Genomic DNA, 23,994 nt, shown 5'->3' with positions numbered 1-23,994 from the left:
TTTATAACAGAAATAAGGTCAATATTATCAGTTAGCTATATGGAGATTAGAGAAATCTAGTCTCTTTTTTTCATTTATATAAGTTTTACTCATTATATGTAAGTGATTGTAAGAAGACCTATATTATTATACAATTATAAAGGACTTAACTAATAAGGGGGAGAAATGATGAGAAAAATACTATCAATGATTACTGGTGGATTATTAATTTTAGGATTAGTAGGATGTAGCTCTAAAACTGTAGAGACACAAAATGATACAGCAATTAATTCGCCAGCAGTTACAGAGGAAAAGAAAACAGACACAAAAGTTACCTATGAGAATTTTTTGAAAATAAATATGGGTGCTAAATATGATGAGGTCAAAAATATACTTGGAGATGGAAAAGAAGAAAGTTCATCTGAGGTAGCTGGGATTAAAACCAATCTATATTCTTGGAATGGTTCTGGTATAAGTAATTTGACCATTACCATGCAAAATGATGAAGTTACGGCAAAGGCTCAAGCTGGATTAGAAAGTATGGATGCAAAAATAACATTAGACAAGTATAATCAGGTTAAAGAAGGAATGACATATGATGAAGTTAAAGGTATATTAGGTGAGGGACAAATACTTTCTCAAACAAAAATTATGGATATGGAAGCTATAATCTATGCATGGATAAATAAAGATGGCTCAAACGCTAACTTTACTTTTTCAGATGGAAAACTAGAAATGAAAGCTCAATTTAACTTAAAATAGTATTTAATTTATGATATAAATCTAAAGGTATATGAATTGAAACAAATATAAATAAAAGACTAGGGAAACCTAGTTTTTTATTTATTTTAAGGGTTGAGTTTATGCAAATAAATTTTTAAAGAGGATATTGTTTATTTATTTTAGATACTCTAAAGTTTCTTCAACAGGCTTATGATTGCATTTACTAAATAAAAGAAACTTTTTTATTTATATATGAACAAAAAGTAGAAATTCATATATTATATAGTATAAGGTCTCACTAACTATAGTTTAATTAGATAAAAATGGGGGAAATGTTATTATGAATGACAATAAAATAAATGCAAATAACAATAGATGTGTAGGAAACTCTTGTGCAACAGATTCTTGTGCAACTGTTACTACCCAAGTACAATCACTAACTGAACAACTTCCTGTAACTCCGATTGTTATTGCACCTGGACCTGCATTTGTTAAGATTCCAGTTGTGTTAGCAGAAGTAAATATAACCATTCCGGTTGAAGCTACTATCACACTAGACCAACCAGCTATAGAAATTAAACGAATTAGAAAGAATGTATATTTAACTCAATCCCGTATTATTCCATTTTCTCAAGATGATCAATTTAATACTGGAATACTATTTATAGCAGGTTTTATAAGAAAGAATATTGAGTATGCAACTAAAACTTGTAGGACAGCTGGAACTCCAAATGTTTGTGGAGATATAAGACATTGTACAGTTGAAGTACCTTTTAATTTCACAACAAGAATTGCTTTCCTTAGACCACCAATTTTTATTGAAAATAGCATTCCGAGTGAATTAGAATTTTTTACAGATAAACTTCAAGGTTGCGATGCTTGTTCAGATAGAGTAATTGGACGTAATCCTTGCGATCAGAGCTCCTTCTTTACAGAGTTCTTTAACGAAAAACCTTTTACTGAATTAGTAAGAGCGGATATTGCTGAAGTTGATATTCACACAAATCCAACTATAAATTGCGCAGTTCCTACAGAGCAAGTATTTACTCAACTTACAGAAAAAGTAGTAGTAAATTTAACACTAAAAGTATTACAAGAACAACAGGTAGAAATTACAGCAACAGAAGCAACACAAGCAACATGCAGGAATTAAATTGAAAAATTAATCTTATTTAAATGATATATTGCAGACCTAAAGCTTACTAAGAGAGGTTTTGGGTCTGTTTTTAAGAGAAATATTATCTTTATCAAGCATGACAATACTTAATATAAGCTTCATCGGAAGCATGAGATATCTTTATATCATGAATCCATAGCAATGTTTTTCCTTTGGATGTTTTGATTGGCTTTGCGATTCAATTATAACATAAAAAAAGGGGGCATTGATATATATATAATTTTAAAAAAGAATTAGTGTAAAAAACTTTACACTAACAATTAGATAGATAAGGAGGAAATCTTATAATGAATGATAGCCCAAAAAATACAAGTGATTATGAATGTGTAGCAGATCCTTGTGCAACTATTACTTCTAAAGTACAATCATTAACTAAACAAATTCCTGTAACACCTGTTGTTATTAAATCTGGACCTGTATTTGTTAAGATTCCAGTTGTATTAGCAGAGATAAACATAACAATTCCTGTTGAAGCTACTATCACATTAGACCAACCAGCTATGGAAATTAAACGAATTAAAAAAAATGTATTTTTAACTCAATCTCGTATTATTCCATTTTTTCAAGAGTGTGCACCTGATACTGGAATACTATTTATAGAGGGGTTTATAAGAAAAAATATTGAGTATGCAACCAAAACTTGTAGTATAATTGAAAGTCCAAATGTTTGTGGAGATATAAGATGTTGCACAGTTGAAGTTCCTTTCAATTTTACAACAAGAATTAATTTTATTAGAGAACCGATTTTTATTGAAAATGAAATTCAGAGTGAATTAGAATTTTTTACAGATAAACTTCAAGGTTGCAATGCTTGTTCAGATCCCGTAATTGGACATAATCCTTGTGGTCAGAGTTTTTTCTCTACAGAATTCTTTAATGAAAAACCTTTTACTGAATTAGTAAGAGCAGATATTGCTGAGGTTGATATTCATATAAATCCAACTATAAGTTGCATAGTTCCTGCAGAACAAATATTTACTGAATTCACAGAAAAAATAGTAGTGAATTTAACACTAAAAGTCCTACAAGAACAACAGGTAAAAATTGCAGCACTATAATTATTAAATAGTATAAATATAAAAGTGTAACATTGCTAAATGAATATAAGTGTAAAAGCTTTTTATTACTCGATAATATTAAACAGGCCTAAAATCTACTAAGAGAGGTTTTGGGCCTGTTTTTAAGAATAGATAAATATTCATTAGTTTATATTGTAATTGAATACCACAATTTAATTTCTATTAAATGAAAGAAAATTGTTTTGATAAGGCATGTTTATTTAAAAATAGTGGATTAAGACATGATTTATTATTACCTTAGTCATTTTTATCCGATGACTACCCGCTCTAATACTCCCATCTTCTTCAAAGTGGGAGTAAAGAGCGGCTACGACCCTGGATAACGATTTCTTTGCTTCAGAGGGAGTAAAAAACTCCCTCTGAAGCAAAGAAATCTGTTTATGTTTAGATTATATGTATCGGAATACTATCTTATTAAGAAACTGACAGCTTTACTCATAGACTAAACTGTTATATATTAAAAGAGTTACTAATTACTTATGAAAAGAGAATTAAAATTATTTTACATATGAAAAGAAGAGGATAAACATGAGATTAGATAAATTTTTAGCAGGGTCATTCGTTGAGACACGTAAAAAGAGTAGGGATTATATTAAAGAAGGTAAGGTTAAAGTAAATAGGGAAGTGATAACAGAGCCTGTAATGGAAATTAAGGAGAGTACCGATATCATTGAGTATCTTGATAAAGTAGTTGATTATAGAGAAAAGGTGTATTATATGTTTCATAAACCTGCAGGATGTATTACTGCAAGAAAGGATGCTGATAATAAAACAGTCTTTGATTTTTTTCATGAGGATAATATAAATGGGATATTTCATGTTGGAAGATTAGATAAAGATACAGAAGGATTATTGCTTTTTACCAATGATGGTGATTTTGATCATCAATTAATGTGTCCAGAAAGGCATGTCGAAAAGAAATATTTCTTTTGGGCATTGGGTTCATTAGATGATGAAGATAGGGATAGATTAGAGAATGGAATTTCCATTGGAGAAGGTGAAGCATTAACAAAGCCTGCTAAAATTGAAGTGGTGAAATGTGGGAACTATGAAGAGTTAGAACAGGAAACTGATATTGGAAAGTTTTATAATATAGAATCAAAACATTATAATCAGCCTATTATCTGTGGATATCTTACAATTTCTGAGGGACGTAAACATCAAGTTAAGCGTATGTTAAAGGCAGTTGGTTGTTATGTGGTATATTTAAAGAGGATTTCTATTGGGGAGTTAACCTTAGATGAAACCCTTGAAAAAGGCCAGTATCGAATGCTAACAGAAGAGGAAGTTCACAAGTTAGTGTAAAAATTATAATTTTTGGAGATAGATATAAAAAAATAACTATAAGGCAATTGTTAACTCATGTATCAGGTATGCCAGATGAAGAGGATTATGAATGGAATAAGCCTCAATATAATGAAGATGCTTTAGAGAGGTACGTTAGAAGCATTAGTGGAAGAGAACTTATGTGGAAGCCAGGAGAAAAATTTGCCTATAGTAATATTGCTTATGAGATTTTGGGAAATGTTATTGAAAAAGTTTCAGGTATGTCTTTTGAGAAATATATGAAAGAAAATATTCTCAATGTTGTACAAATGAAAGAAAGCAATTTTTTTAAACATTTAGTTTCAAAGGAGCTACTTACAAGTCCTCATGTCTTAGATATCAAGAATGGCTATGGTGCCACGGTTAGTGAAGTTTTTCCTTATAATCGTGCACATGGTCCAAGCTCTACGTTGTATTCTAATGTAGTTGAAATGTGCAACTACGCTATTGCTAATATGAAGGTCGGAAAATTTAAAGGAAATAAAATATTAGAAGCCCATAGTTATTTAGAACTTTGGAGAAAATATGCCTTAACAGGTTGGGGTGGTTATACTTCGGAAATTGGATTGGCATGGTTTTTAGGAGAATATAAAGAAAATAAAGTGAGATCTCACAGTGGTATGGATACAGGATTTAGAAGCAATTTAATAATATTACCAGAGAGAGGTATTGCAGTTGTTGTTATGATTAATTCAGATTATATTGGAACTAAAGTTTTATGCGAGAGTATTTTAGATATACTTTTAGGAGAAGAAGTTGAATATATAAAAAGATCACTTGCTAGTCATATAGTAAGAACAATGTTTAATAATAATTCTGAAATTGCATTACAGGAGTATTATACAATAAAGGAAAATTCCATTGAAAAATATCTTGTGTATGAGGATGAATTTAACGCTATTGCTTATAACTTGTTGGAGAGAAAAAGAATTAAAGAGGCAATAGATGTGCTCAATTTATCAATAAAAATATTTCCAGGATCAGCTAACCTTTAGGATAGTTTAGTAGAAATGTACTTATGTCAAGGTAATAAGAAGCAAGCTTTAGCGAGTTATAAGAAATCTTTTGAGTTGAATCCTAACAATAAAGAAGCTAAGAAAATAATAGATGAATTAAGTTAAATAGATAAAAAGGGAGAGTAGATAAGTTTGTGTAAACACAAATTTATCTACTCTCATTTTGATTGATGAGAGGGTACGTATGTCCAAAAATTTAGTGTATATTCTCTGATTTTGTAAATCTTATTTAGAAGTTTTGATTATTAACTTCTTTTATATATTCTTTTTACAGTATTTAAACCTTCTAATATTTCTATTTTTGAGAAATTACAACTGATGAGTTTATCTTCAGTCCATTTACTTATTTCTTCATAAAAGAATAATGCTAGTTCTAAGTTTCTAGGGGATTTATGAGAATTGATAGCTTCAAACAGCATATTTTCAGCTTTATTGATTTCACCTTCAATTATATATTTTCTAATCATTATTTCCAGTAGCTGGTCTTCTGCAATAGTAATATCATCACTGTTTTCATCAATACTACTTTCTATAGCACTTTTCCCTTTAAATATAGAAGCTACTGCTTGTAAGGCTGTTTTTATCATTTTCATTATATAGTCATTTTCATACATTTATAAAGTCACTCCTTATTTTAAATTAGTATGGTTAAAGGAATTATATTCTTAAATTTTATACAGTCACTCTAATAATTTATATTAACAGATGTTACTTTATTTTTGTATATATTTATTATATCACAAGAAAAATGTAAGTATTTATATTTGATTGGATCTTTAGTTGTTATTTCAATGTTTAGACGTATTCATAAAAAGTATAATTAGAAGGGGCGTGTTTTGGTATATCTGTAGACAGCAGCTCAATATAAAGGACTACTTGTCTACATAAGTAAAGAAATATTCAAGGGACATTCTGGAGACCGGCTCCATAATTGCTTGTATATATTTGGAACATTGATATGCTTATATTAAGACTATTGAAAGGAAGCGATAAATATGAATGAAATTTTTGATATTTCTTATGATGAGGTTGAAGTTATCAAGAACTTATGGGAAAAAAACAGACAGTATCATGAAAATACTTCAGAATACTTTAAGGAATCCTATAGGTTTATTAGCTTTGAGGAGAGAATCAAAGATTTTGAGAGCCAGACAATAAAAATTACTGTTGCCAAAAGTGATGATGGATATATTGGGTATTGTATATCAACGATAATTGATGGAAAAGGAGAAATTGATTCACTTCACGTTGATGCGCATAATAGAGGAAGTGGCATTGGTAAGAAACTTGTAATTAAGCATATGGAGTGGTTGAAAGAAAATAATTGCAAAGTAATTGGGGTAACGGTATCACAAGAGAATGAAACTACCATAGGGTTTTATAAGAAACTTGGATTCTATTCCAATACCTTATATATGCAACAACGTTAATATAGAATAAGGGTGTTACTTTGATTACATCTTTAGTTGTTATTTTGCAATTGACAAAATATTCATAAAAAAGTATAATTATCAAGGTAAACAGTTATTTACTAATAATATTTTATGAAAGGAGATGTTTTTAATGAATACAAGTAAAAGGGTGATTTTAGTATAAAACTTAAAATGGGCTTAAATGTAACTTTAGACATAGTCTATTATTTGTGTTGCATTTTTGCGGGAGTAGTTAACCTTTCATAATACTGCCTATAAAGGATAAGTAACGCGACAGGAAGGTCGTGTTTTTTGTAGCCGTAGATAGAGTAGCCAAGTACAAAGGGTTGATTGTCTACGGTATCTTTATGTCCATTTTTAAGGAAAAAAATAATGTGGAGGCTATATATGAATAGAAAATATACAGATGCGGAACTTAAAAGAGCACTAGACATGGTAGAAGAGGGGTACTCTTTCTCAGAGGCCGCAATGGCAAATAATCTTAATAAAAGTATTGTAGCAAGAGAGATGAGAAAGAGAAAAAATGAAAAAGCTGGACAGCATATAGATGATTATAGAAGGAAGTTTCAAAATGATATAAACAATACCAAAATAGAAAAGGAGATAAAAAAATGATTAGAGAGATAGAAGTAACCAATATGGAAGACTCAGATATAAATAAGGCGAAGAAGATATGGGTTAGACAATTTGAACTATATTGTGATAATAGTGAATTCCCATTACATTGGAAACAAGATACAGAATTATTAGAAAAGTTTCTTGTTGAAAGAATTAAAAATCAAAGTGCAGTTGTAGCAAAGTTAGACAACAGGGTAGTTGGATTCTTTGCATATGATGAATTTCCTTTCAATGGAGAGAATACAGTGTTTTGTCCAGCAATAGGACATTCTGCTATTGAAGAATACAAAGAAAGTGTATATTTAAAATTATATAAAAGTATATCACAGGAATGGATTAATAAAAATATTTTTAATCATATGTGGACAATATTTTTTAATGATATAAATTTAAAAAACATATTGTTTGATTTAGGATATGGGTCATATTTGATAGATGCATTTAATGATTGTAATATTCAGTCTGGTGAAAAATCTATGTGTGATATTAGAAAAGCTACCATGGAAAATGCTAATGTTTTATATGAGCTTGTAGAAGAATCCAATGAATATTATGCGTCTGCACCATTATTTCTTAAGAGAGACAGGGTTACTAAAGAAGAGATTGAAGAAATAATATTAAAAAGAAATGTGTTTATTGCATGGCACGAAGATATTCCGGTGGGATTTATTAATTTAAGTATTGCTGATAACAATAACTTTATAGATATGTCTATAAAAAAATGTGGTTTAATCGACGAAATTGGTGCTTATATAAAATTAGAATATAGAAATAAAAAAATAGGTATTGAGCTATTGAAAATCGTCAATGATTATTGCAAGGATTTTAATGTACCATATATTCATGTTGATTTTGAAACAGCAAATCTATATGGTAATAAGTTTTGGAAAAAGTATTTTACACCAATGTTATTATCTATGAGAAGACCAATTAATAAAGATATAAATGATAGATAAATTTTAAATGTGCACAATCAGAGGAACGCATCATATAAACCTTTAACATGAAGAAGTTGTTTAAAAGTGACCTGTAGCAGTTTATGAACTGTTAGAGGTCACTTTTTTGATTTATCCGATGACTACCAGCTCTAATTCTCCCATCTTCTTCAAAGCGGGGGAGTAAAGAGCTGCTACGTACCTGGATAACGATTTCTAAAGCTTCAGAGGGAGTAAAAACTCCCTCTGAAGCAAAGAACTCTGTTTATTTTCGTTTCATATTTCTCATTAGGCATTTAGTATCCTTATCTATTTGTAATGATTCGGTAATTTTTTGTAAAGCTTTGTTATAGGTCATATCATCCAAAGTGTTATTTTTAAGAAATTTTAGTGTTTTCTCTGGAAACCTTATATAACAGATAGATATGGCCCAAGCCACTGACATTTTAACGTAATAGCCTGTATGTTTAATGCCATCCAATAGCTTTAATATTTCATCAATATGATTATCATCTATATAATAGAAAAGAAGCATGACTACTCCAAAACGTATATGATACTCATCAGTATCTGAAAGATAGGGCATCAAGTATTCCCACATTTCCTTTGGATATTGTTTAGGAAGTTTTAATCCACTACAAAAGCTATCGCATACGGACCAATTATCAACTTTATTAACAAAGCTTGTGATGTATGGCAATATATCAGAAAGCTCAGATTTTACATAACCAATGGTCATCCCTTGAAGCATAATCTCTTCAAAACTGTCATCTGATGCATTTTGCAAATAACCTTGCCAATCATCTTTTGCAAGTTTTTTAGCAATTTTTCGAAGTTCAGGTAAACGAACACCTAGGATGTTGTGAATACCAGGTAATAAGCCACTAGAAAATTTTTGATATTTAGGCTGTGCTAATATAGAAAGTTTTTCCTTAATTATATTATTTATTTTCATTTTTATTCTCCTTAGTTTCCTAATTATATTTTATCATAGAGATTCCCTATTATAATCTAAATAATAATATTTTTTTATAAGGCATTGTTAATTTAAGTTATTTATGTAATATAATATACGGTTTAATTATCACCAATTTTCTATTCTAGCATATGATGTATTGAAAGTATAAAATAGATTAAATTTTATTACAGTTTTTCAAAAGGAGGAGAATTTATGTCCATTAACTTTAAGAAATTCATACCACGTCCAGGTCTTGTAAATAAGCAAGGACGTTTACCTGATCCTTCAGAGTTAGTTTGTATTGAAGTACCAAAGATTTTTGATCAATGCTTAATTAAAAGATGCCTTGTATATGGTGAAGGTCCTGACACGAATACAACAGATTGTGAATTAAGAAGCGATCCACTTATTGATCCTAAGAGATATATTGGAAGTAGAGACTTCAATGTAACACTTATATCTGTAGATAAGATACCAGTTAAAGGTAAGCGGGGATTCAAAAAAATAGTTCTTAATTATATGATTTCTTTCTATGCTGATTATATTGATTGCAATGGTATTACTAAAAGTGAATTATATGAAATTAACAGAACTGATGTAATTGGGAAGTTCTACTGTCCTGATTCAATAGCTCAAATTTCAGCTAGTTTTGTACCTGTTCAACAAGCACAAGATTTAGATTCCAATATTATAAAACTTGAAATGGTTGCTGAAGCTCTTGATGGTGAGTTACTACAAGATCCAAATGGAGATGATGTTCTAGATATTACTTTGGGTTATTACATTGTTGTAAAATGTGAGCTTATTGTACAATTACTCATACCGGCTTATGACTACTGTCCAGTTCCAAAAGAATTATGTGAAGAAGAGCCTGAAGATCCATGTGAAAGATTTGATAGAGCTCCAGTTCCTAAGTTCTATCCAGAGCAAAACTTAGACCCATTATTCCCAGACTGTGACGATAATGATGAAGAGTACGATTAGTAAAAATTATAGAGTTTATTATAATAAAAAGAATACTTAAGGTTTTTACAGGTAAATGAGGAATGTAACTTAACTAAAATCAGTAGTTATGAAAGGTAATGATAGTTTTAAGTGTATTGCTATATTTTTTAATAAATTTCTATCTATCATCACCTTTTTCCTAATAAACTCATATATTATAATAAAAACACTTAATAAATAGGATAATACACTAAATTACTCATACAATTGATTTTATTAAAATTTATTTAATTAAAAGGAGGATTCTATTTATGAATTCAATGTCAAAAGATTGTTATGATCCTTGCAAACATGATCCTTGCAAGCATGACCCTTGCAAAAAGGAGATTAAAAAGGACAAACATTGCGCAACTATTATAAAATGTGGTACTCCTAGCGCAACCACAATCCCTGTAGCTACTGTAGCAGGCACAACATTTACTGTTAGCTCTGTTACTTTAGATAATTCTTGCTTGTGTAACCCAACAACTAAGTTAGAATTCGCAAGTAATCTTGTTGCTCCAGTTGCTTTTACAGGAACACTAAACTTTCAAGTATTTAAACTTTGTAAAGGTCAGATTACGCCAGTTCCTGTTGGACCTTCATGGACATTTGATTTAGTAGCACTACTTTCATCACAAACATTCTCATTCTTCGTTTGTGACTGTGATTCTTGCTTTGATGACTGCTGTACCTATACTGTAGTTGCAACGGTTACTAGTGTAGTTACTGTTGGTACTCTTAATATTAACAACGCAACACTTGGAGCAATATCAACATGTGGTAGAAATAATTGTTGCTAAAGATTAGTCATATATAAATCGATTAGTTTAGATAATTTTGATATATAAATAATTAAATTACTGATATTAATATTAACAAAGTCTCGGAGTGTGAATTTTCCATGCCGGGATTTTGTTATGTCTATATATAGGTTAGCGAATAATTGATATATTTCATTATTAGAAATAATTATATTCTTTATATTTTCATGAGCAATCACGAAACTTTAACCTTTTGAATATAATATATAATAAGCAAGAGCTTTATGACTTTAGACTTCATCATAGGTATTTCTTACTTTAATGATAAGTCATATATTTATTTGAATTGCGATTAGAAAAGGAGGTTTATATGATTTATTTGGATAATGCAGCTACGTCCTTTCCAAAACCACCAGTAGTTTATGAAGAAATGCTAAATTGCATGAAAAATTACTGTGCTAATCCAGGACGAGGCTCTCATGATATGTCAGTGAAATCAGCTTTGAAAATCATGGAAACAAGGGTAGGTATCTGTGAATTATTTAATATACCTAGTCCTTTAAATTTGATTTTTACAAGTAATGCTACAGAAGCCCTAAATATATCAATTAAAGGAGCTTTAAAAAGAGGGGATCATGTTATTAGTACAGTAATTGAACACAATTCTGTTTTAAGGCCACTTCATTCATTAAATGAAGGTGGAGTTGAAATCACTCTGGTGGGTGTAGATAAAGCAGGTTATGTAAATTTTAAGGATATTAAAAAGGAGATCAAGGGAAGCACTAAAATGATCATTATCAATCATGCTTCTAATGTACTAGGTACTATTCAGGATATCGAAAGTATCGGAAGGCTTTCAAAGGAAAATGGGATTATATTTATGGTAGATGTATCTCAAAGTGCGGGAGTGATTCCCATTGATGTAGAAAATAATCATATTGACCTATTAGCTTTTCCGGGACATAAAGGATTATTGGGGCCTCAAGGAACAGGGGGATTATTTATAAGAGATGGTATTAAACTAAGGAATTTTAAGGAAGGTGGAACAGGAAGTAACTCACACTTTATGGTCCAACCAGACTTTATTCCGGATCAATTTGAAAGTGGAACACTAAATACACCAGGCATTGCTGGGTTATGTGAAGGTATAAAATTTATTAAGAGAATTGGAATAGATAATATACGAAAATGTGAAGAAGAATTAACAGGGTATTTGTTAGAAGAGATAAAAAAACTTTCTTATGTAAAAATCTATGGAAGTGATTCTAAAAAACAAAGAAGTGCAGTAATTTCTTTAAATATAGATGGAATTGACGCTTCGATTGTCGGTGAACAATTAAATGAAAACGAAATTGCTTTACGGACAGGCTACCATTGTGCACCTTTAATACATGGCGTAATTGGTACAGAGTATGCTGGTACGGTGAGAGTGAGTCCGGGATATTTTAATACTTTTGAGGATATAGAAAAATTAGTAGAAGCAATTAAGATGATTTATAAATTAAAATAATGTGAAATGGAAGATACAGTACATATATAATTATATATGTAATAAAAAACATTAGGATGTGAAAGTTATGAATGCTTGTAATAATTCAAACTCTCTTTATCAAATAGACAATCCTTCTGATTGTGAAAGATACACGATGCTTGAATATATACTAAAGATGCAGAATAGATTAGATGATCTAAATAATATAATTGATTTAATGAGTCCACCTAAAGATATAACAAACATTTGTCCAACAGGGTATGCTAAAGATATTAAGGTAGCGATAATTGGTGCGGGAGAGGCAGGGCTAGCTGCAGCCTTTGAACTCAGAAAGATAGGATGCAACATTACTTTATTTGAAGCAAGTCAGAGAATTGGGGGTAGGGTATACACATATTATTTTGATAGAAATAAAAGATATTATGGTGAATTAGGACCAATGAGTATACCAGTATCTCATGAGACTACCTGGCATTATATCAATCTTTTTAAGCTTAACACAAGCCCATTTGTAAATAATAACACTAATGCTCTGTTTTATGTAAGAGGTGAAAAGGCTGTGAACGATCCTAAAGGGAAATATATATCAAGGAATATATATCCTAGATTTCACTTAACAGACAGTGATAGAAGCAAAGTTCGTTCGCAACTTTATAGAAAATTTTATCAAAAATATCTAGATTCTCTTACATCAGAAGCAAGAAAGGAGTTAGTTGAAACTAAACCCGAATACTTAAAGAGTATAGAGGACATAGATAAACTAAGTTATAGAAGAGCCTATGAAAATGCAGAGTTTAGTGAAGATGCGATATCAATGTTAGGCTATTTAGATGGTAGTCAGCAGTTTTTTAAGCTAAGTCTCACTGAAATCCTACAGCAATATTATACTGCTGATTCTGAGTGCACTTACCGTATTAACGATGGCATGATTAACTTACCGCTTTCGATATATGGAGCACTTTGTGATAATATAGAAATAGAAGATGTATATAAAGGTATAGATAAAGATAAATTAGGTCATGTAGATATAAAAATGGGCTCTCCAGTTGATGGCATATATAGTTCATCTTCAGGTGATAAAATTCTTCTTAAATATACAGAGTGTGGAACAAGTAAAGAGAATTTAGAGGAATATGATTATGTTATATGTGCCGTGCCTTTTCCAAGCTTGAGGAGGGTTGAGATTAATCCTCTTTTTACGGTGACAAAGATGCAGGCAATAAATGAAATGAACTATGAAACAGCGCAAAAGGTATATTTATATATTAAGGAAAGGTTTTGGGAGATGGGGAATGCATCCAAAAAAATAGTAGGCGGAAGATCTTTTACTGACCTCCCACTAACTTCAGTTTACTATCCATCAGATCATGCGAAACCAGTATCGAATAAATATGGGAAATGGACGCTAAAGCCTGATGCAAGTCCAGAAGAACCAGGTGCATTGCTTGCTAGTTACAGCTGGTGTCATGAAGCGGTGAGATTAGGCAATGAAAACCCTGAGTTGCAAGTTAACGACGTTATAAGATATCTAGAAAAAATGCATGAACTTCCTCCTCATTATATTAATGAGAATTTTATTGACTATAAGTCATTAATTTGGTCTGATGTACAGTATATATGGGGAGCAGGAGCACTATCTAAGCCCCAGGAAAAAACACTGTTTTCCTATGCTGTAACTATTCCAGAAATGGGGAATAGAGTATTTTTTGCAGGAGAGCATATATCACAAAAACATGCATCACAACAAGGAGCCTTACAGAGTGGAATGATTTCAGCAAATGAAGTAGCAAAGCAAATAATAGCTAGTAAAGAGTAGACGGAAGTTTAAAGGTATAAATGCAATGGCCTACATCAACTAGATGTAGGTCATTTTGTAATTCTATGCCCAAGAGGTTTTGATTTCCAATGTTAGATGGAATAGAGGGAGTATTTGCTATCATGGCTATCTTCTTCCACAATAAAACCGCTTGCAATAAAAAAGTTAAGGACAATAATTAAATGTCCTTAACTTTAAATTAGCTAAACCAAATTATTTTCATATATGCCTAACTTTTAGCAACAGTTATTTCTACCGCATGTTGATATTGCTCCAAGTGTTGCATTGTTGATATTAAGAGTACCAACAGTAACTGCACTAGTAACAGTTGCAACTACAGTATAGGTACAGCAATCATCAAAGCAAGAATCACAATCACAAACAAAGAATGAGAATGTTTCTGATGCAAGTAGTGCAACTAAATCAAATGTCCATGCAGGACCAACAGGAACAGGGGTAAATTGACCTCTACATAGTTTAAATACTTGAAAGTTTATAGTTCCTGTAAAAGCAACTGGAGCAACAAGATTACTTGCAAATTCTAGCTTAGTTGTTGGGTTACATAAGCAAGAATTATCTAAAGTAACAGAACTAACGGTAAAAGTTGTACCTGCTACAGTAGCTGCAGGTACTGTAGTAGAACTAGGGGTACCACATTTTATAATAGTTGGACAATGTTTGTCCTCTTTAATTTCTTTTCTGCAAGGATCATAATAACCTTTTGACATTGAATTCATAGATAGAATCCTCCCTCTAATTATATAAATTTTAATAAAATCAATTGTATGAATAATTAAGGTATGCAATTATTTGTTAAGTGTTTTATTATATTATATGATTTTTGTAGAAGAAAGGTGATGATAGATAAGCATTTATAAAAAAATATAATAATATATTTAAAAATATTATCACCTTTCACAATTACTAATTTTACCGAAGGTACATTATTCATATAGATATAGAACCCTTAATTATTCTTCAGTTATAGCAAGTCCGATAATACAGTTTCATTATCGTCACAGTCACAGTCTGGGAATAATGGGTCTAGGTTTTGATCAGGATAGAACTTAGGAATTGGGGCTCTATCAAATCTCTCACATGGATCTTCGTCAGGTTCTTCTTCACATGGTTCTTTTGGAACTGGACAGTAGTCATAAGCTGGGATAAGTAGTTGTACAATAAGCTCACATTTTACAACAATGTAGTAACCTAAAGTAATATCTAGAACATCATCCCCATTTAGATCTTGTAGTAATTCACCGTCTAGAGCTTCAGCAACCATTTCAAGTTTTATAATGTTAGAATCTAAATCTTCAGCCTGTTGAACAGGTACAAAACTAGCTGAAATTTGAGCTATGGAATCAGGACAGTAGAACTTTCCAATTACATCTGTCCTATTAATTTCATATAATTCACTTTTGTTTACGCCATCGCAATCAATATAATCAGCATAGAAAGAAATCACATAATTAAGAACTACTTTTTTAAAACCAGGTTTTCCTTTGAGCGGAAGCTTATCTACGGAAAGTAGCTCTACATTGAAGTCTCTACTACCAATATATCTCTTAGGATCAATGAGCGGATCGCTTCTTAATTGACTATCTGTTGTATTTGTGTCTGGACCTTCGCCGTATACGAGACATCTTTTAATTAGGCATTGATCAAAAATCTTAGGTACTTCAATGCAAACTAATTCTGAAGGATCAGGTAAACGTCCTTGTTTATTTACAAGACCAGGACGTGGCACAAATTTCTTGAAGTTAATGGACATAAATTCTCCTCCTCTTGAAAAATTATGATAAATATAAATATATTTAATACTTACAATACATCATATGTCAGAATATTAAAGTGGTGATATTAAAAAGTCAGGTTAATATAATTTTTTGTTATATAGAAGTGCATAATAAGTTTTTATTCAAATATAATTTTATAAAGGGGGAGTGAGTATGAATGGTGTATATCCTTGGATATATAGTGACTATAAAGATAACATATGGAAGTTTTCACGAAACGACAATAAAGAGTTATGTTATAGAATTATGTACAGAGAAGGAAAATGGACTAAAGAAACTCTAATTGATGTAGAGGTGCTAGGATTCGATGTTTATGTTAGTGTAGATGAGACAATACATGTGGTATACAGTAATACTAAAGGGGAACTGAGATACTGTACTATGAAAGATACGCAATGGTTGGGAAAGCTACTATATCAAGTGGAAAGTGAAGAATTTGAAATACAAAACTTAAAAGTAGAAATTATCGGAGATGAGATGCACATCTTTTATTTACTAGTAGGTAATGATGGTAGTGACCATGGAGTGTTAATGCATTGTATATGGAATGGAAAAGAAACTAAAATTACCACAATACAGGATATTATATTGATACCTAATTTAAAAGAATATTATTCAGTACATGTAAATAAAAAGGGTAATATTTATGCATTTTTTATTTCAGATGAAGGTGATGAGATATCTTTAAACTATTGTAACTTTGAAAATCACAGATGGTCGATTGCAAGAAGACTTTATGGCATTCAAGGAGAGGATATAGGGTTTGAAGTGTTAATGGATCAACAGGAAATTCATATACTAAATAAATCTAGAGAAGACTCTATTTATTTTCTTGATCATGTTTCTATAGATATTATCGGAAGTATAAAAGAATTCAGAGTTCATGAAAGTAGAAAAGAATTGAAAGAACCTATATTATTTACTAAAAGTAATAAATTGTACGTTTGTTGGCTAGAACAAGGGAAGATTTCCTATTCAGCCTTTGATGGTAAAAAATGGAGTAGCGTAGTTTATTTTGATAGAGGTAATGAGCTTACAGTAGAAAGATATAATTGTTTTATTGGTATAGATAAGGATAGTGTTACTAAAGTAAAAAAAATTTATGGAACTAGTGGATTGGATTTGTATTTGTTTAATCCAAGTGAAATTATAACAAGTATGAAAGATTCATTAAAAAAAGAAGGAAATCAAGTTAAAGGAGCAACACTTCAGGAAAGAGAATCAATTGAAAGTTTAAAACTTGAATTATCTAGTGTAAATTTAGAAAAGAAAAATTTAGAAAAGAAAATTATAGCATTAAATTTACAATTACAAAAAAATCAAAGATTTATAGATGAATATGAGGAACAAATTACTAGAATATTAGAACAAAAGCGGAAGTCAGATGAGAACTGTAATATATTCTTGAAATTGCAGAAGAACATTCAAAAAGAGTTAGAGGGAACAAAAAAAAAGTTTTTGGAAGAAGAACTCCTTACAACAAGTATTCAAAAAGAGTTAGAATATACAAAACAACAATTGCTAGAAGAAAGGAAGATTAAAGTAGCGGTAGAAAGTAAATTGAAAGAATGCCAAGAAGAAAATGTAATAATTAAACAGCAAGGTGAGATCATAAATGAAGAAAAAAGGAGATTGAGTGAAGAACTTGAATTAGAAAAGAATCAATCCATTATGGAACGATTACTAAGAAGAAGGACAAATGGAGTATAAAGTCACTTCTACAGCTTTAAAGCATACAATAAAGTAAGGAGCCTGTATAAATTAAGGCGTCACAAAATAGAGGTGATAATATGAAAATAGAAGATTACGATTATATCATGGTCTTTACTTCTCATCACAGGGCGCTATATATTTACGAGCGTTTAGTTAGAAAAAATATAGCGGTAAAACTTGTTACTGCTCCTAATAAAATTAATATTAGTTGTACTCAAGCAGTGAAATTTAAAGAAATAGATATGGAAGCTATACAAAAAGAATTACAAAGAAATAATATTTACCCAACTAGTATGTATAAGATTGTTAAAGAAGGAAAAAGCCAAACTTATGAATTAGTTGAATAATATTTGCTTGGTTAGTTTTTTTATATTTATATTGCATAATAAGCAAGCATAAAGCATATTTTTTAGTATAAGAGTGAACTCGGAAACTAACTTCAAATAGAATCAAAAATAGTTTTTATATAGTTTTAGTACCGATCACTCTTTAAGTTATTATTTGGATTAATTTATAATTAAAATCACTTATATAGGCTGAAAAGTGAAAATTGAATATTAAGATAAATTATATAATAGACCTAGAATAATGATATAAAGATTTACTGATGGCACAATATGATTTATTAGTAAAGGAGGAGGTGAAGGCGAGTCTATGTTTAATAAAAGAGAGAAAATCATCTATTATATATCGCATTTAGGAACAGGAAAGGTATCTATAATTGATGGGGATAGTTATAGTATTATAAAAGAGATTGATGTTGGTCCAAGGCCTCTAAGTATTATTGTTGATGAAAAAAGCAATGTGTATATAGCTAGTGATAGAAATAGTAAAGTTACACTTATTGAGGATTTATATGATTCAAATAGAACATGGAATATTACTAACAATGGTAATATAAAAGTAGATTTCATAGCTCAGAAAATCTATGTCTGTGATACTGAGGAAGTATGTATTTATAGCTTAAGATCTGGTGAAAAGCTTGGTTGCATAAAAGGGTTTATGGCTGCAGATAGTTTAGAACTTGACAAGGAGAAGAAGAAATTATTTGTACTGGACATTTTTCAGAATGAAATAAATGTTTATGATACATCAGACTTCCAATTGATAAAAGTGTACAAAGATGTTGGGACTGCGCCTAGCTGTATTCTTATTGGAGAAGATGAAAAATATATTTATATATGTAATAAAGGAATTAATAAAGGAAATTATATGGGCAATGTCTCTATATTGAATCTTGAAAATGGGGATATTTCATATATAGATTTCCCAAAAGGGTCTGATATTACATCTTTAGATCAGGCCGGGATTCTTTTATATGTAGCAAATAGTGGGTTGCATAGAATTGAAGTTATAGATATCTTAAAAAGAGAAAGTATAGCAACAATAAAAACTACTCTACCAGAATTACAAAGAATTAAATTATCTCCTGATAAAAAAACATTACTTGTAACTAGTATAAGTAATGATGGGAAAGGGGTATTTGAAAGGATTGATATTTCTAATAATGTTATTTTAGATACTCTTACTTTTGTACAGAATAATAGTATTCCATACGATATAGGTGTGGTTACTCAGAATAAATTTCAAGTAGATGAAGAATCTTTTATTTTCGCAGAGTGTGAAGATGAAGAAAAACAAGAAAATGTAACCACTATATTAGCAAAAAAAGTTATATCTACCTATCAAGAAAAAATAATCTTTCCACAGGTATTAAATGAAGTATCTTCAAAAGGTGAAAAAATTATAAGTGTGGAAGAAATTGTATTTAAAAAGTGTGAAATTGTAAAAGAAACAAAGAATAGAGAAATTATAGATAGTCGAAAAAAATACTCAATACTACAATATGATTTTTATATTCCCTATTACATAGAATGCAAAGATGAACGGGAACAAAAATATATAGTTGAAGGAAAAATTAAGGGAACACAAAAAGCGACATTATATATACCCGCATATGCAGAACAAGAGGGAGTAGAATTTGTAATCAATTCTTTTGCTAAATTAACAGGCACTCCAGTAATTATAAACAACAGTTTGAAGTTTGATGTTAGTGTTTTGATTTCAACAAAGGTAATTGTAGAAGAAATAGTATTTATTCCATTTTGTAGAGACTGTGAAGGTTGTAGAGGAGAGAAGAAAGATGACTAACGAAAAATATGATTGTTTTTTGGTTAAGCAGAAAGATGGAAGATTACTAAAGTTTTGTTATGATAGTAACCAAGGCATATATTATCAAATACTTATGAATCATGAGTGGTCAGAGAAGATAAGCATTTATAAAGATAGTTTTGAATATTTTTATGTTTTGGAGGAGTGGAATGGGAAGATTCATGTTTTCTGTCAGGATATTTGTGGCGATCTTATTTTATCTACATTGGAAGGAAAAGAATGGACGCATAAAACTCTCCTCCATATGAAGTATGATGTAATTACACCTATACGGATTAGAGCTTTTTTTTGCTCCAAGGATATTCATTTACTATATAACGTAGTAGATAAACATACTTATTCAGAAATATTAGTTCATCAATTTGCTGAAAATGGAACGTTATGGACTCAACCGCAAATAATTGCTAATTTAGAATGTTACTCTAAGTTTCCGTATGGTACTTGCCAAGCGTGTGAATCTAATATAATCTTATTAAACACTATGGTAGCTGGAGTATATCAATTAATTTCTAGAAATTTCCACGTTGTAGAAGGGCGATGGGGAAAGGAAGAAGTTATACACATGTCTCTCTTACCATACATAGATTTTACTTTTTGTGTAGAAAAAAATATAAAGCACTATCTGTTTATTACTCAAGATGATCATGTTAATAGAGTGATTTACCAGTATAAGGAAGCAGGGCTGCAAAAAAATACTATACTGTTTCAACATGTAAATATTAATTCTTGCACATTAATATTATATAATAGGGTGTTATGGGCTTTGTGGATTTGCGATAACAAGCTTTATGGATGTTTTTCTGCAGACTGTGGACAAAATTTTAGCAATCCTCAAGTGTACAGGCATTTTGATAAGATATTGCCTAAGAAAGTATTTTATCAAGAAAATATAGAAGATAAACAAAACAATTATTTTATTAATGAGATATATGTAGTGAATGTTAATGGACAGGAACAAATGTTTTTGCCGGAATTTTTAGAAAATTCAATAGATACTGAAGTAGAGAATAATAAAAACCTAGAGCATAAGGTTGAAAATTCTACATTTAAAAAGGAGGAGTTAAAAAATTATTTTTCAAAAGTTAAAATACTTAAAAGAGAAAAAGAAGAATTAGAATTAAAGCTTAAAGAGACTTATGAAGAATTAAGAACATTGAAAGAGGATATGCAGTATGAAAAAAATCAAATATCAAATTTGAAATATAAATTTTACAATGAAAAAGAGAAAATTAATATATATATGTATGATAATGATGTATTAAAAAAGAAAAATAGTTGTTTAGAGCAGATGCTGTTACAAAAGGATAAAGAAAAAATATTAATGGAAAAGAAATTAGATGAAAAAGAAAAAGAAAATGAAAATTTAAAACAACAAATGAATGTTAAGAGTGTCGAGAATTTATCTAATCTAAAAGAAGCTAAAACAAAAAATGAAAATAAAATTCCTAAACATGTGAGATTTTCTTTGATTAAATGGTTACTAGATGATGAAATTTAAAAGCATTCCTAATAAAATGTCATTGACAAAAGGGTGCCTTTTATTATGTAGGTTTTGTATAAAATATTTAATTATTATAATAATAGAAAATGACGGATTTATTTAATAGATTAGTAAAATCCAAATTAGTGAACCCTATTATGAATACTGGACTTTAAATCATAAATATGTTATTGTAGATAAAATATTATAATGGAAACTTCTTCTTATTTTTATTTGAAGAAGTAAATCTACTAACAAAAGTGTAGAGTTGAAGTGTCATTTAAGGAGGGCTTTATATGGGAAAGATTGCAGCATTTTTTGATATAGATGGAACTATCTATAGAGAAGGTTTAATAACAGAAGTTTTTAAGAAAATAATAAAATATGAGTTAGTTGAAGAAGATAAATGGTATAATGAAGTTAGGCCAGCTTTTTCCAAGTGGGATATTAGACAAGGGGATTATGATACCTATTTACTTAAAATGATTGACGTTTATATTGAGGCAACTAAGGGTTTGAGTAAAGAACATATAGAACATATAGCTAGAAATGTGATTAATCAGAAAGGTGATAGGGTATATACATTTTCTAGGGATAAAATTAAATGGCATAAGGAACAAGGTCATGTTGTAATTGCTATTTCTGGATCTCCCATAGAGCTTGTAAGAGAGATGGCAGGGAAATATGAAATGGACGATTTTAGGGGTACCATTTATAAAGCCGATGACCACGGAAAATATACTGGTGAAATTATACCAATGTGGGATTCTGTAAGTAAAGAAAATGCTTTAATGGAGTTAAAAGAAAAATATGATATAGATTTAAGTAAAAGTTATGCTTATGGAGATACTTCTGGGGATTTAACTATGTTTAAATCTGTAGGAAATCCATATGCTATAAATCCAACTAAAGAGCTTATTTCAAAGATAATAGAAAATGAAGAAGTAAAGAAAAAAATCAATGTTATAGTGGAACGAAAAGATGTCATTTATAAATTAGATATTAATAATTTAGAATTAATCTAAGTAAAATAAAGTTTTATATTTTAAGGGATAGCTTAAGTGGCGTTACAATAGAAGTCTTGTAACGCCACTTTTAAACATAGTACTTTCTTACAAAAGGGGGATTTGTATGATTAGATTTGAGATAATTACAAGAGATAGATTGGGAATTACAGTAGAGATATTAGAGAAAATTTACAATAGGAAAATTAACTTGATTTCTATGGAAGTGTTTTTTCAAAAGGTATGTGTAAAGGTTGAGGACATGGAAGATGGGTTAAAGAAGGAACTAATGAAAGAGATTTGTAATATTAAAGATATTATTTCAGTTAAAGAAATGGATTTATTATATTATGAACAGAAAGAAAAAAAGTTAAAAGCCATAATAGATTCAATAGAGGATAGGGAATTCAAGAACATAATTGGTACAAGCAAGGCAATAGAGCAAGTTAAAAATATGACTTTGACTATTGGAAAGAGTAACTCAACGGTGTTATTAAGAGGTGAAAGTGGTACGGGTAAGGAAGTCTTTGCAAAGGCAATACATGACATAAGCCCTAGGTGTAATAAGAATTTTATTGCTATTAACTGTGCAGCATTACCAGAAACCTTATTAGAGAGTGAGTTGTTTGGATATGAGCCAGGAAGCTTTACAGGTGCAACGATAGGGGGAAAAGATGGTATTATTAAAGAAGCTAGTGGAGGAACTTTATTTTTAGATGAAATAGGAGAAATGCCTATGTTTATTCAAGCAAAGTTATTAAGAGTGATACAAGAAGGGAAAATTAGAAAAATTGGTAGTAATAAAGAAGAATCCATAGATGTAAGAATCATAGCTGCAACTAACAAGAATCTTGAGAACATGATTAAGGATAAAACTTTTAGAGAAGATTTATATTATAGATTAAATGTAGTTCCTATGTATATTCCAACATTAAAGGAACGATTAGAGGACATTCCGATGTTTGTACAGTTCTTTATAGAGAAGTTAAATTATAAATTAAATAAAAATATAAAGGGCGCTGATGTTGATTTCATTAGCGAGTTAATGAAATATCATTGGCCTGGAAATGTTAGAGAGTTACAAAACGTTATAGAAAGAGCAATGAATTTATGCAAAGGTGACATATTAACTGCAGAGGATATTTTTATTAATTTTAAGAATGATATTTATAGCTATGGACCTAAAGAGATTATAGATAAAAAATCTGATGAATATTTGCAGCTACCATTAAAAGATATAATGGAGAAATGTGAAAAAGAAATTATTAAAAAAACTATAGATAATTATAAGAGTTATAGAAAAGCTGCAAGTGTACTTAAAGTTTCTCATACTACAATAATGAATAAAATTAATAAGTACCATATAAAAATGTAGGTGTTTTTGTATTAAAGTATGTAAAAATTAATTTACAGATGTAAAAAAACATTTACAAAAAATTCTGATAAGTAAAGATATATTTACACTAAATTAGTATAAATATTAAGAGTTACATATTATAAAAATAAATGAGATTCTCCTTTCCTTGTTA

The 23,994-nt window shown here is 29.9% G+C and carries 22 protein-coding genes; 18 read left to right on the top strand and 4 right to left on the bottom strand.

Annotation, left to right across the window (positions count from 1 at the left end):
* The first annotated feature begins 168 nt into the window (after positions 1-168).
* From B3B03_RS08735 to B3B03_RS08715, 5 genes are all read left to right on the top strand, one after another.
* Positions 169-741: a DUF3862 domain-containing protein gene (locus B3B03_RS08735; protein ID WP_346877022.1), complete on the top strand. Its 573-nt coding sequence runs from the start codon at positions 169-171 to the stop codon at positions 739-741.
* A gap of 301 nt (positions 742-1,042) precedes the next feature.
* Entirely contained in the window at positions 1,043-1,855 is an 813-nt protein-coding gene (locus tag B3B03_RS08730) for a CsxC family protein (RefSeq protein WP_346846432.1), read from the top strand.
* Positions 1,856-2,166: 311 nt separating this feature from the next.
* The gene (locus tag B3B03_RS08725) at positions 2,167-2,937 is read left to right on the top strand and encodes a CsxC family protein (RefSeq protein WP_346877021.1); all 771 of its coding nucleotides are present in this window, start codon (positions 2,167-2,169) and stop codon (positions 2,935-2,937) included.
* Between the two features lie 549 nt (positions 2,938-3,486).
* Complete coding sequence (locus B3B03_RS08720) at positions 3,487-4,263, top strand: pseudouridine synthase (RefSeq protein WP_346877020.1); 777 nt, start codon at positions 3,487-3,489, stop codon at positions 4,261-4,263.
* Between the two features lie 2 nt (positions 4,264-4,265).
* On the top strand, positions 4,266-5,279 hold the full coding sequence (locus B3B03_RS08715) for a serine hydrolase domain-containing protein (RefSeq protein WP_346877191.1): 1,014 nt from the start codon (positions 4,266-4,268) through the stop codon (positions 5,277-5,279).
* A gap of 266 nt (positions 5,280-5,545) precedes the next feature.
* Here the strand turns inward: B3B03_RS08715 and B3B03_RS08710 are convergent, their stop codons facing one another.
* Complete coding sequence (locus B3B03_RS08710) at positions 5,546-5,914, bottom strand: DUF6483 family protein (protein WP_346877019.1); 369 nt, start codon at positions 5,912-5,914, stop codon at positions 5,546-5,548.
* A 381-nt stretch (positions 5,915-6,295) separates the two neighbouring features.
* Between B3B03_RS08710 and B3B03_RS08705 the strand changes: the two genes are divergently transcribed.
* From B3B03_RS08705 to B3B03_RS08695, 3 genes are all read left to right on the top strand, one after another.
* A complete protein-coding gene (locus B3B03_RS08705; protein ID WP_346877018.1) occupies positions 6,296-6,730 on the top strand; it encodes a GNAT family N-acetyltransferase in 435 nt (144 codons plus the stop codon).
* A gap of 390 nt (positions 6,731-7,120) precedes the next feature.
* Positions 7,121-7,348 (top strand): hypothetical protein, encoded by a 228-nt coding sequence (locus B3B03_RS08700; RefSeq protein ID WP_346846437.1) that lies wholly within the window; start codon positions 7,121-7,123, stop codon positions 7,346-7,348.
* Complete coding sequence (locus tag B3B03_RS08695; protein WP_346877017.1) at positions 7,345-8,307, top strand: GNAT family N-acetyltransferase; 963 nt, start codon at positions 7,345-7,347, stop codon at positions 8,305-8,307. Before B3B03_RS08700 ends, B3B03_RS08695 begins: the two co-directional genes overlap by 4 nt.
* A gap of 244 nt (positions 8,308-8,551) precedes the next feature.
* Here B3B03_RS08695 and B3B03_RS08690 read toward each other — a convergent pair whose 3' ends face one another.
* Entirely contained in the window at positions 8,552-9,235 is a 684-nt protein-coding gene (locus B3B03_RS08690) for a DNA alkylation repair protein (protein WP_346877190.1), read from the bottom strand.
* Between the two features lie 222 nt (positions 9,236-9,457).
* Between B3B03_RS08690 and B3B03_RS08685 the strand changes: the two genes are divergently transcribed.
* The 4 genes from B3B03_RS08685 to B3B03_RS08670 all read left to right on the top strand — a co-directional run bounded on the left by B3B03_RS08685 (position 9,458) and on the right by B3B03_RS08670 (position 14,300).
* Positions 9,458-10,228 carry a hypothetical protein gene (locus tag B3B03_RS08685; protein ID WP_346846439.1) on the top strand — a complete coding sequence of 257 codons (771 nt, stop codon included), beginning with the start codon at positions 9,458-9,460 and terminating at the stop codon, positions 10,226-10,228.
* A gap of 272 nt (positions 10,229-10,500) precedes the next feature.
* The gene (locus B3B03_RS08680) at positions 10,501-11,031 is read left to right on the top strand and encodes a DUF4489 domain-containing protein (protein WP_346877016.1); all 531 of its coding nucleotides are present in this window, start codon (positions 10,501-10,503) and stop codon (positions 11,029-11,031) included.
* A gap of 331 nt (positions 11,032-11,362) precedes the next feature.
* Complete coding sequence (locus tag B3B03_RS08675) at positions 11,363-12,502, top strand: aminotransferase class V-fold PLP-dependent enzyme (RefSeq protein ID WP_346877015.1); 1,140 nt, start codon at positions 11,363-11,365, stop codon at positions 12,500-12,502.
* 67 nt (positions 12,503-12,569) lie between these two features.
* Positions 12,570-14,300 (top strand): NAD(P)/FAD-dependent oxidoreductase, encoded by a 1,731-nt coding sequence (locus B3B03_RS08670; RefSeq protein ID WP_346846442.1) that lies wholly within the window; start codon positions 12,570-12,572, stop codon positions 14,298-14,300.
* A 236-nt stretch (positions 14,301-14,536) separates the two neighbouring features.
* Here B3B03_RS08670 and B3B03_RS08665 read toward each other — a convergent pair whose 3' ends face one another.
* The gene (locus B3B03_RS08665; RefSeq protein WP_346846443.1) at positions 14,537-15,037 is read right to left on the bottom strand and encodes a DUF4489 domain-containing protein; all 501 of its coding nucleotides are present in this window, start codon (positions 15,035-15,037) and stop codon (positions 14,537-14,539) included.
* 245 nt (positions 15,038-15,282) lie between these two features.
* Positions 15,283-16,071, bottom strand: a complete 789-nt coding sequence (locus tag B3B03_RS08660; RefSeq protein WP_346846444.1) for a hypothetical protein — start codon at positions 16,069-16,071, stop codon at positions 15,283-15,285.
* A 178-nt stretch (positions 16,072-16,249) separates the two neighbouring features.
* Between B3B03_RS08660 and B3B03_RS08655 the strand changes: the two genes are divergently transcribed.
* The 6 genes from B3B03_RS08655 to B3B03_RS08630 all read left to right on the top strand — a co-directional run bounded on the left by B3B03_RS08655 (position 16,250) and on the right by B3B03_RS08630 (position 23,840).
* Positions 16,250-17,806, top strand: a complete 1,557-nt coding sequence (locus B3B03_RS08655; protein ID WP_346877014.1) for a hypothetical protein — start codon at positions 16,250-16,252, stop codon at positions 17,804-17,806.
* Positions 17,807-17,886: 80 nt separating this feature from the next.
* Complete coding sequence (locus tag B3B03_RS08650; protein WP_346846446.1) at positions 17,887-18,156, top strand: DUF3343 domain-containing protein; 270 nt, start codon at positions 17,887-17,889, stop codon at positions 18,154-18,156.
* Positions 18,157-18,463: 307 nt separating this feature from the next.
* Complete coding sequence (locus tag B3B03_RS08645; RefSeq protein ID WP_346877013.1) at positions 18,464-19,960, top strand: hypothetical protein; 1,497 nt, start codon at positions 18,464-18,466, stop codon at positions 19,958-19,960.
* Positions 19,953-21,479, top strand: a complete 1,527-nt coding sequence (locus B3B03_RS08640) for a hypothetical protein (protein WP_346877012.1) — start codon at positions 19,953-19,955, stop codon at positions 21,477-21,479. The genes B3B03_RS08645 and B3B03_RS08640 overlap by 8 nt, the downstream gene beginning before the upstream one ends.
* 278 nt (positions 21,480-21,757) lie before the next feature.
* A complete protein-coding gene (locus B3B03_RS08635) occupies positions 21,758-22,486 on the top strand; it encodes an HAD-IB family hydrolase (RefSeq protein WP_346846449.1) in 729 nt (242 codons plus the stop codon).
* A 106-nt stretch (positions 22,487-22,592) separates the two neighbouring features.
* Complete coding sequence (locus tag B3B03_RS08630; protein WP_346846450.1) at positions 22,593-23,840, top strand: sigma 54-interacting transcriptional regulator; 1,248 nt, start codon at positions 22,593-22,595, stop codon at positions 23,838-23,840.
* Positions 23,841-23,994: the final 154 nt, after the last annotated feature.

The sequence above is a fragment of the Clostridium sp. UBA5712 genome, from assembly GCF_002419845.1.
GTDB lineage: Bacteria > Bacillota > Clostridia > Clostridiales > Clostridiaceae > Clostridium_J > Clostridium_J sulfidigenes.
Note: the sequence above shows the minus strand (reverse complement) of the source record. Positions and strands in the feature narration are given on the sequence as shown.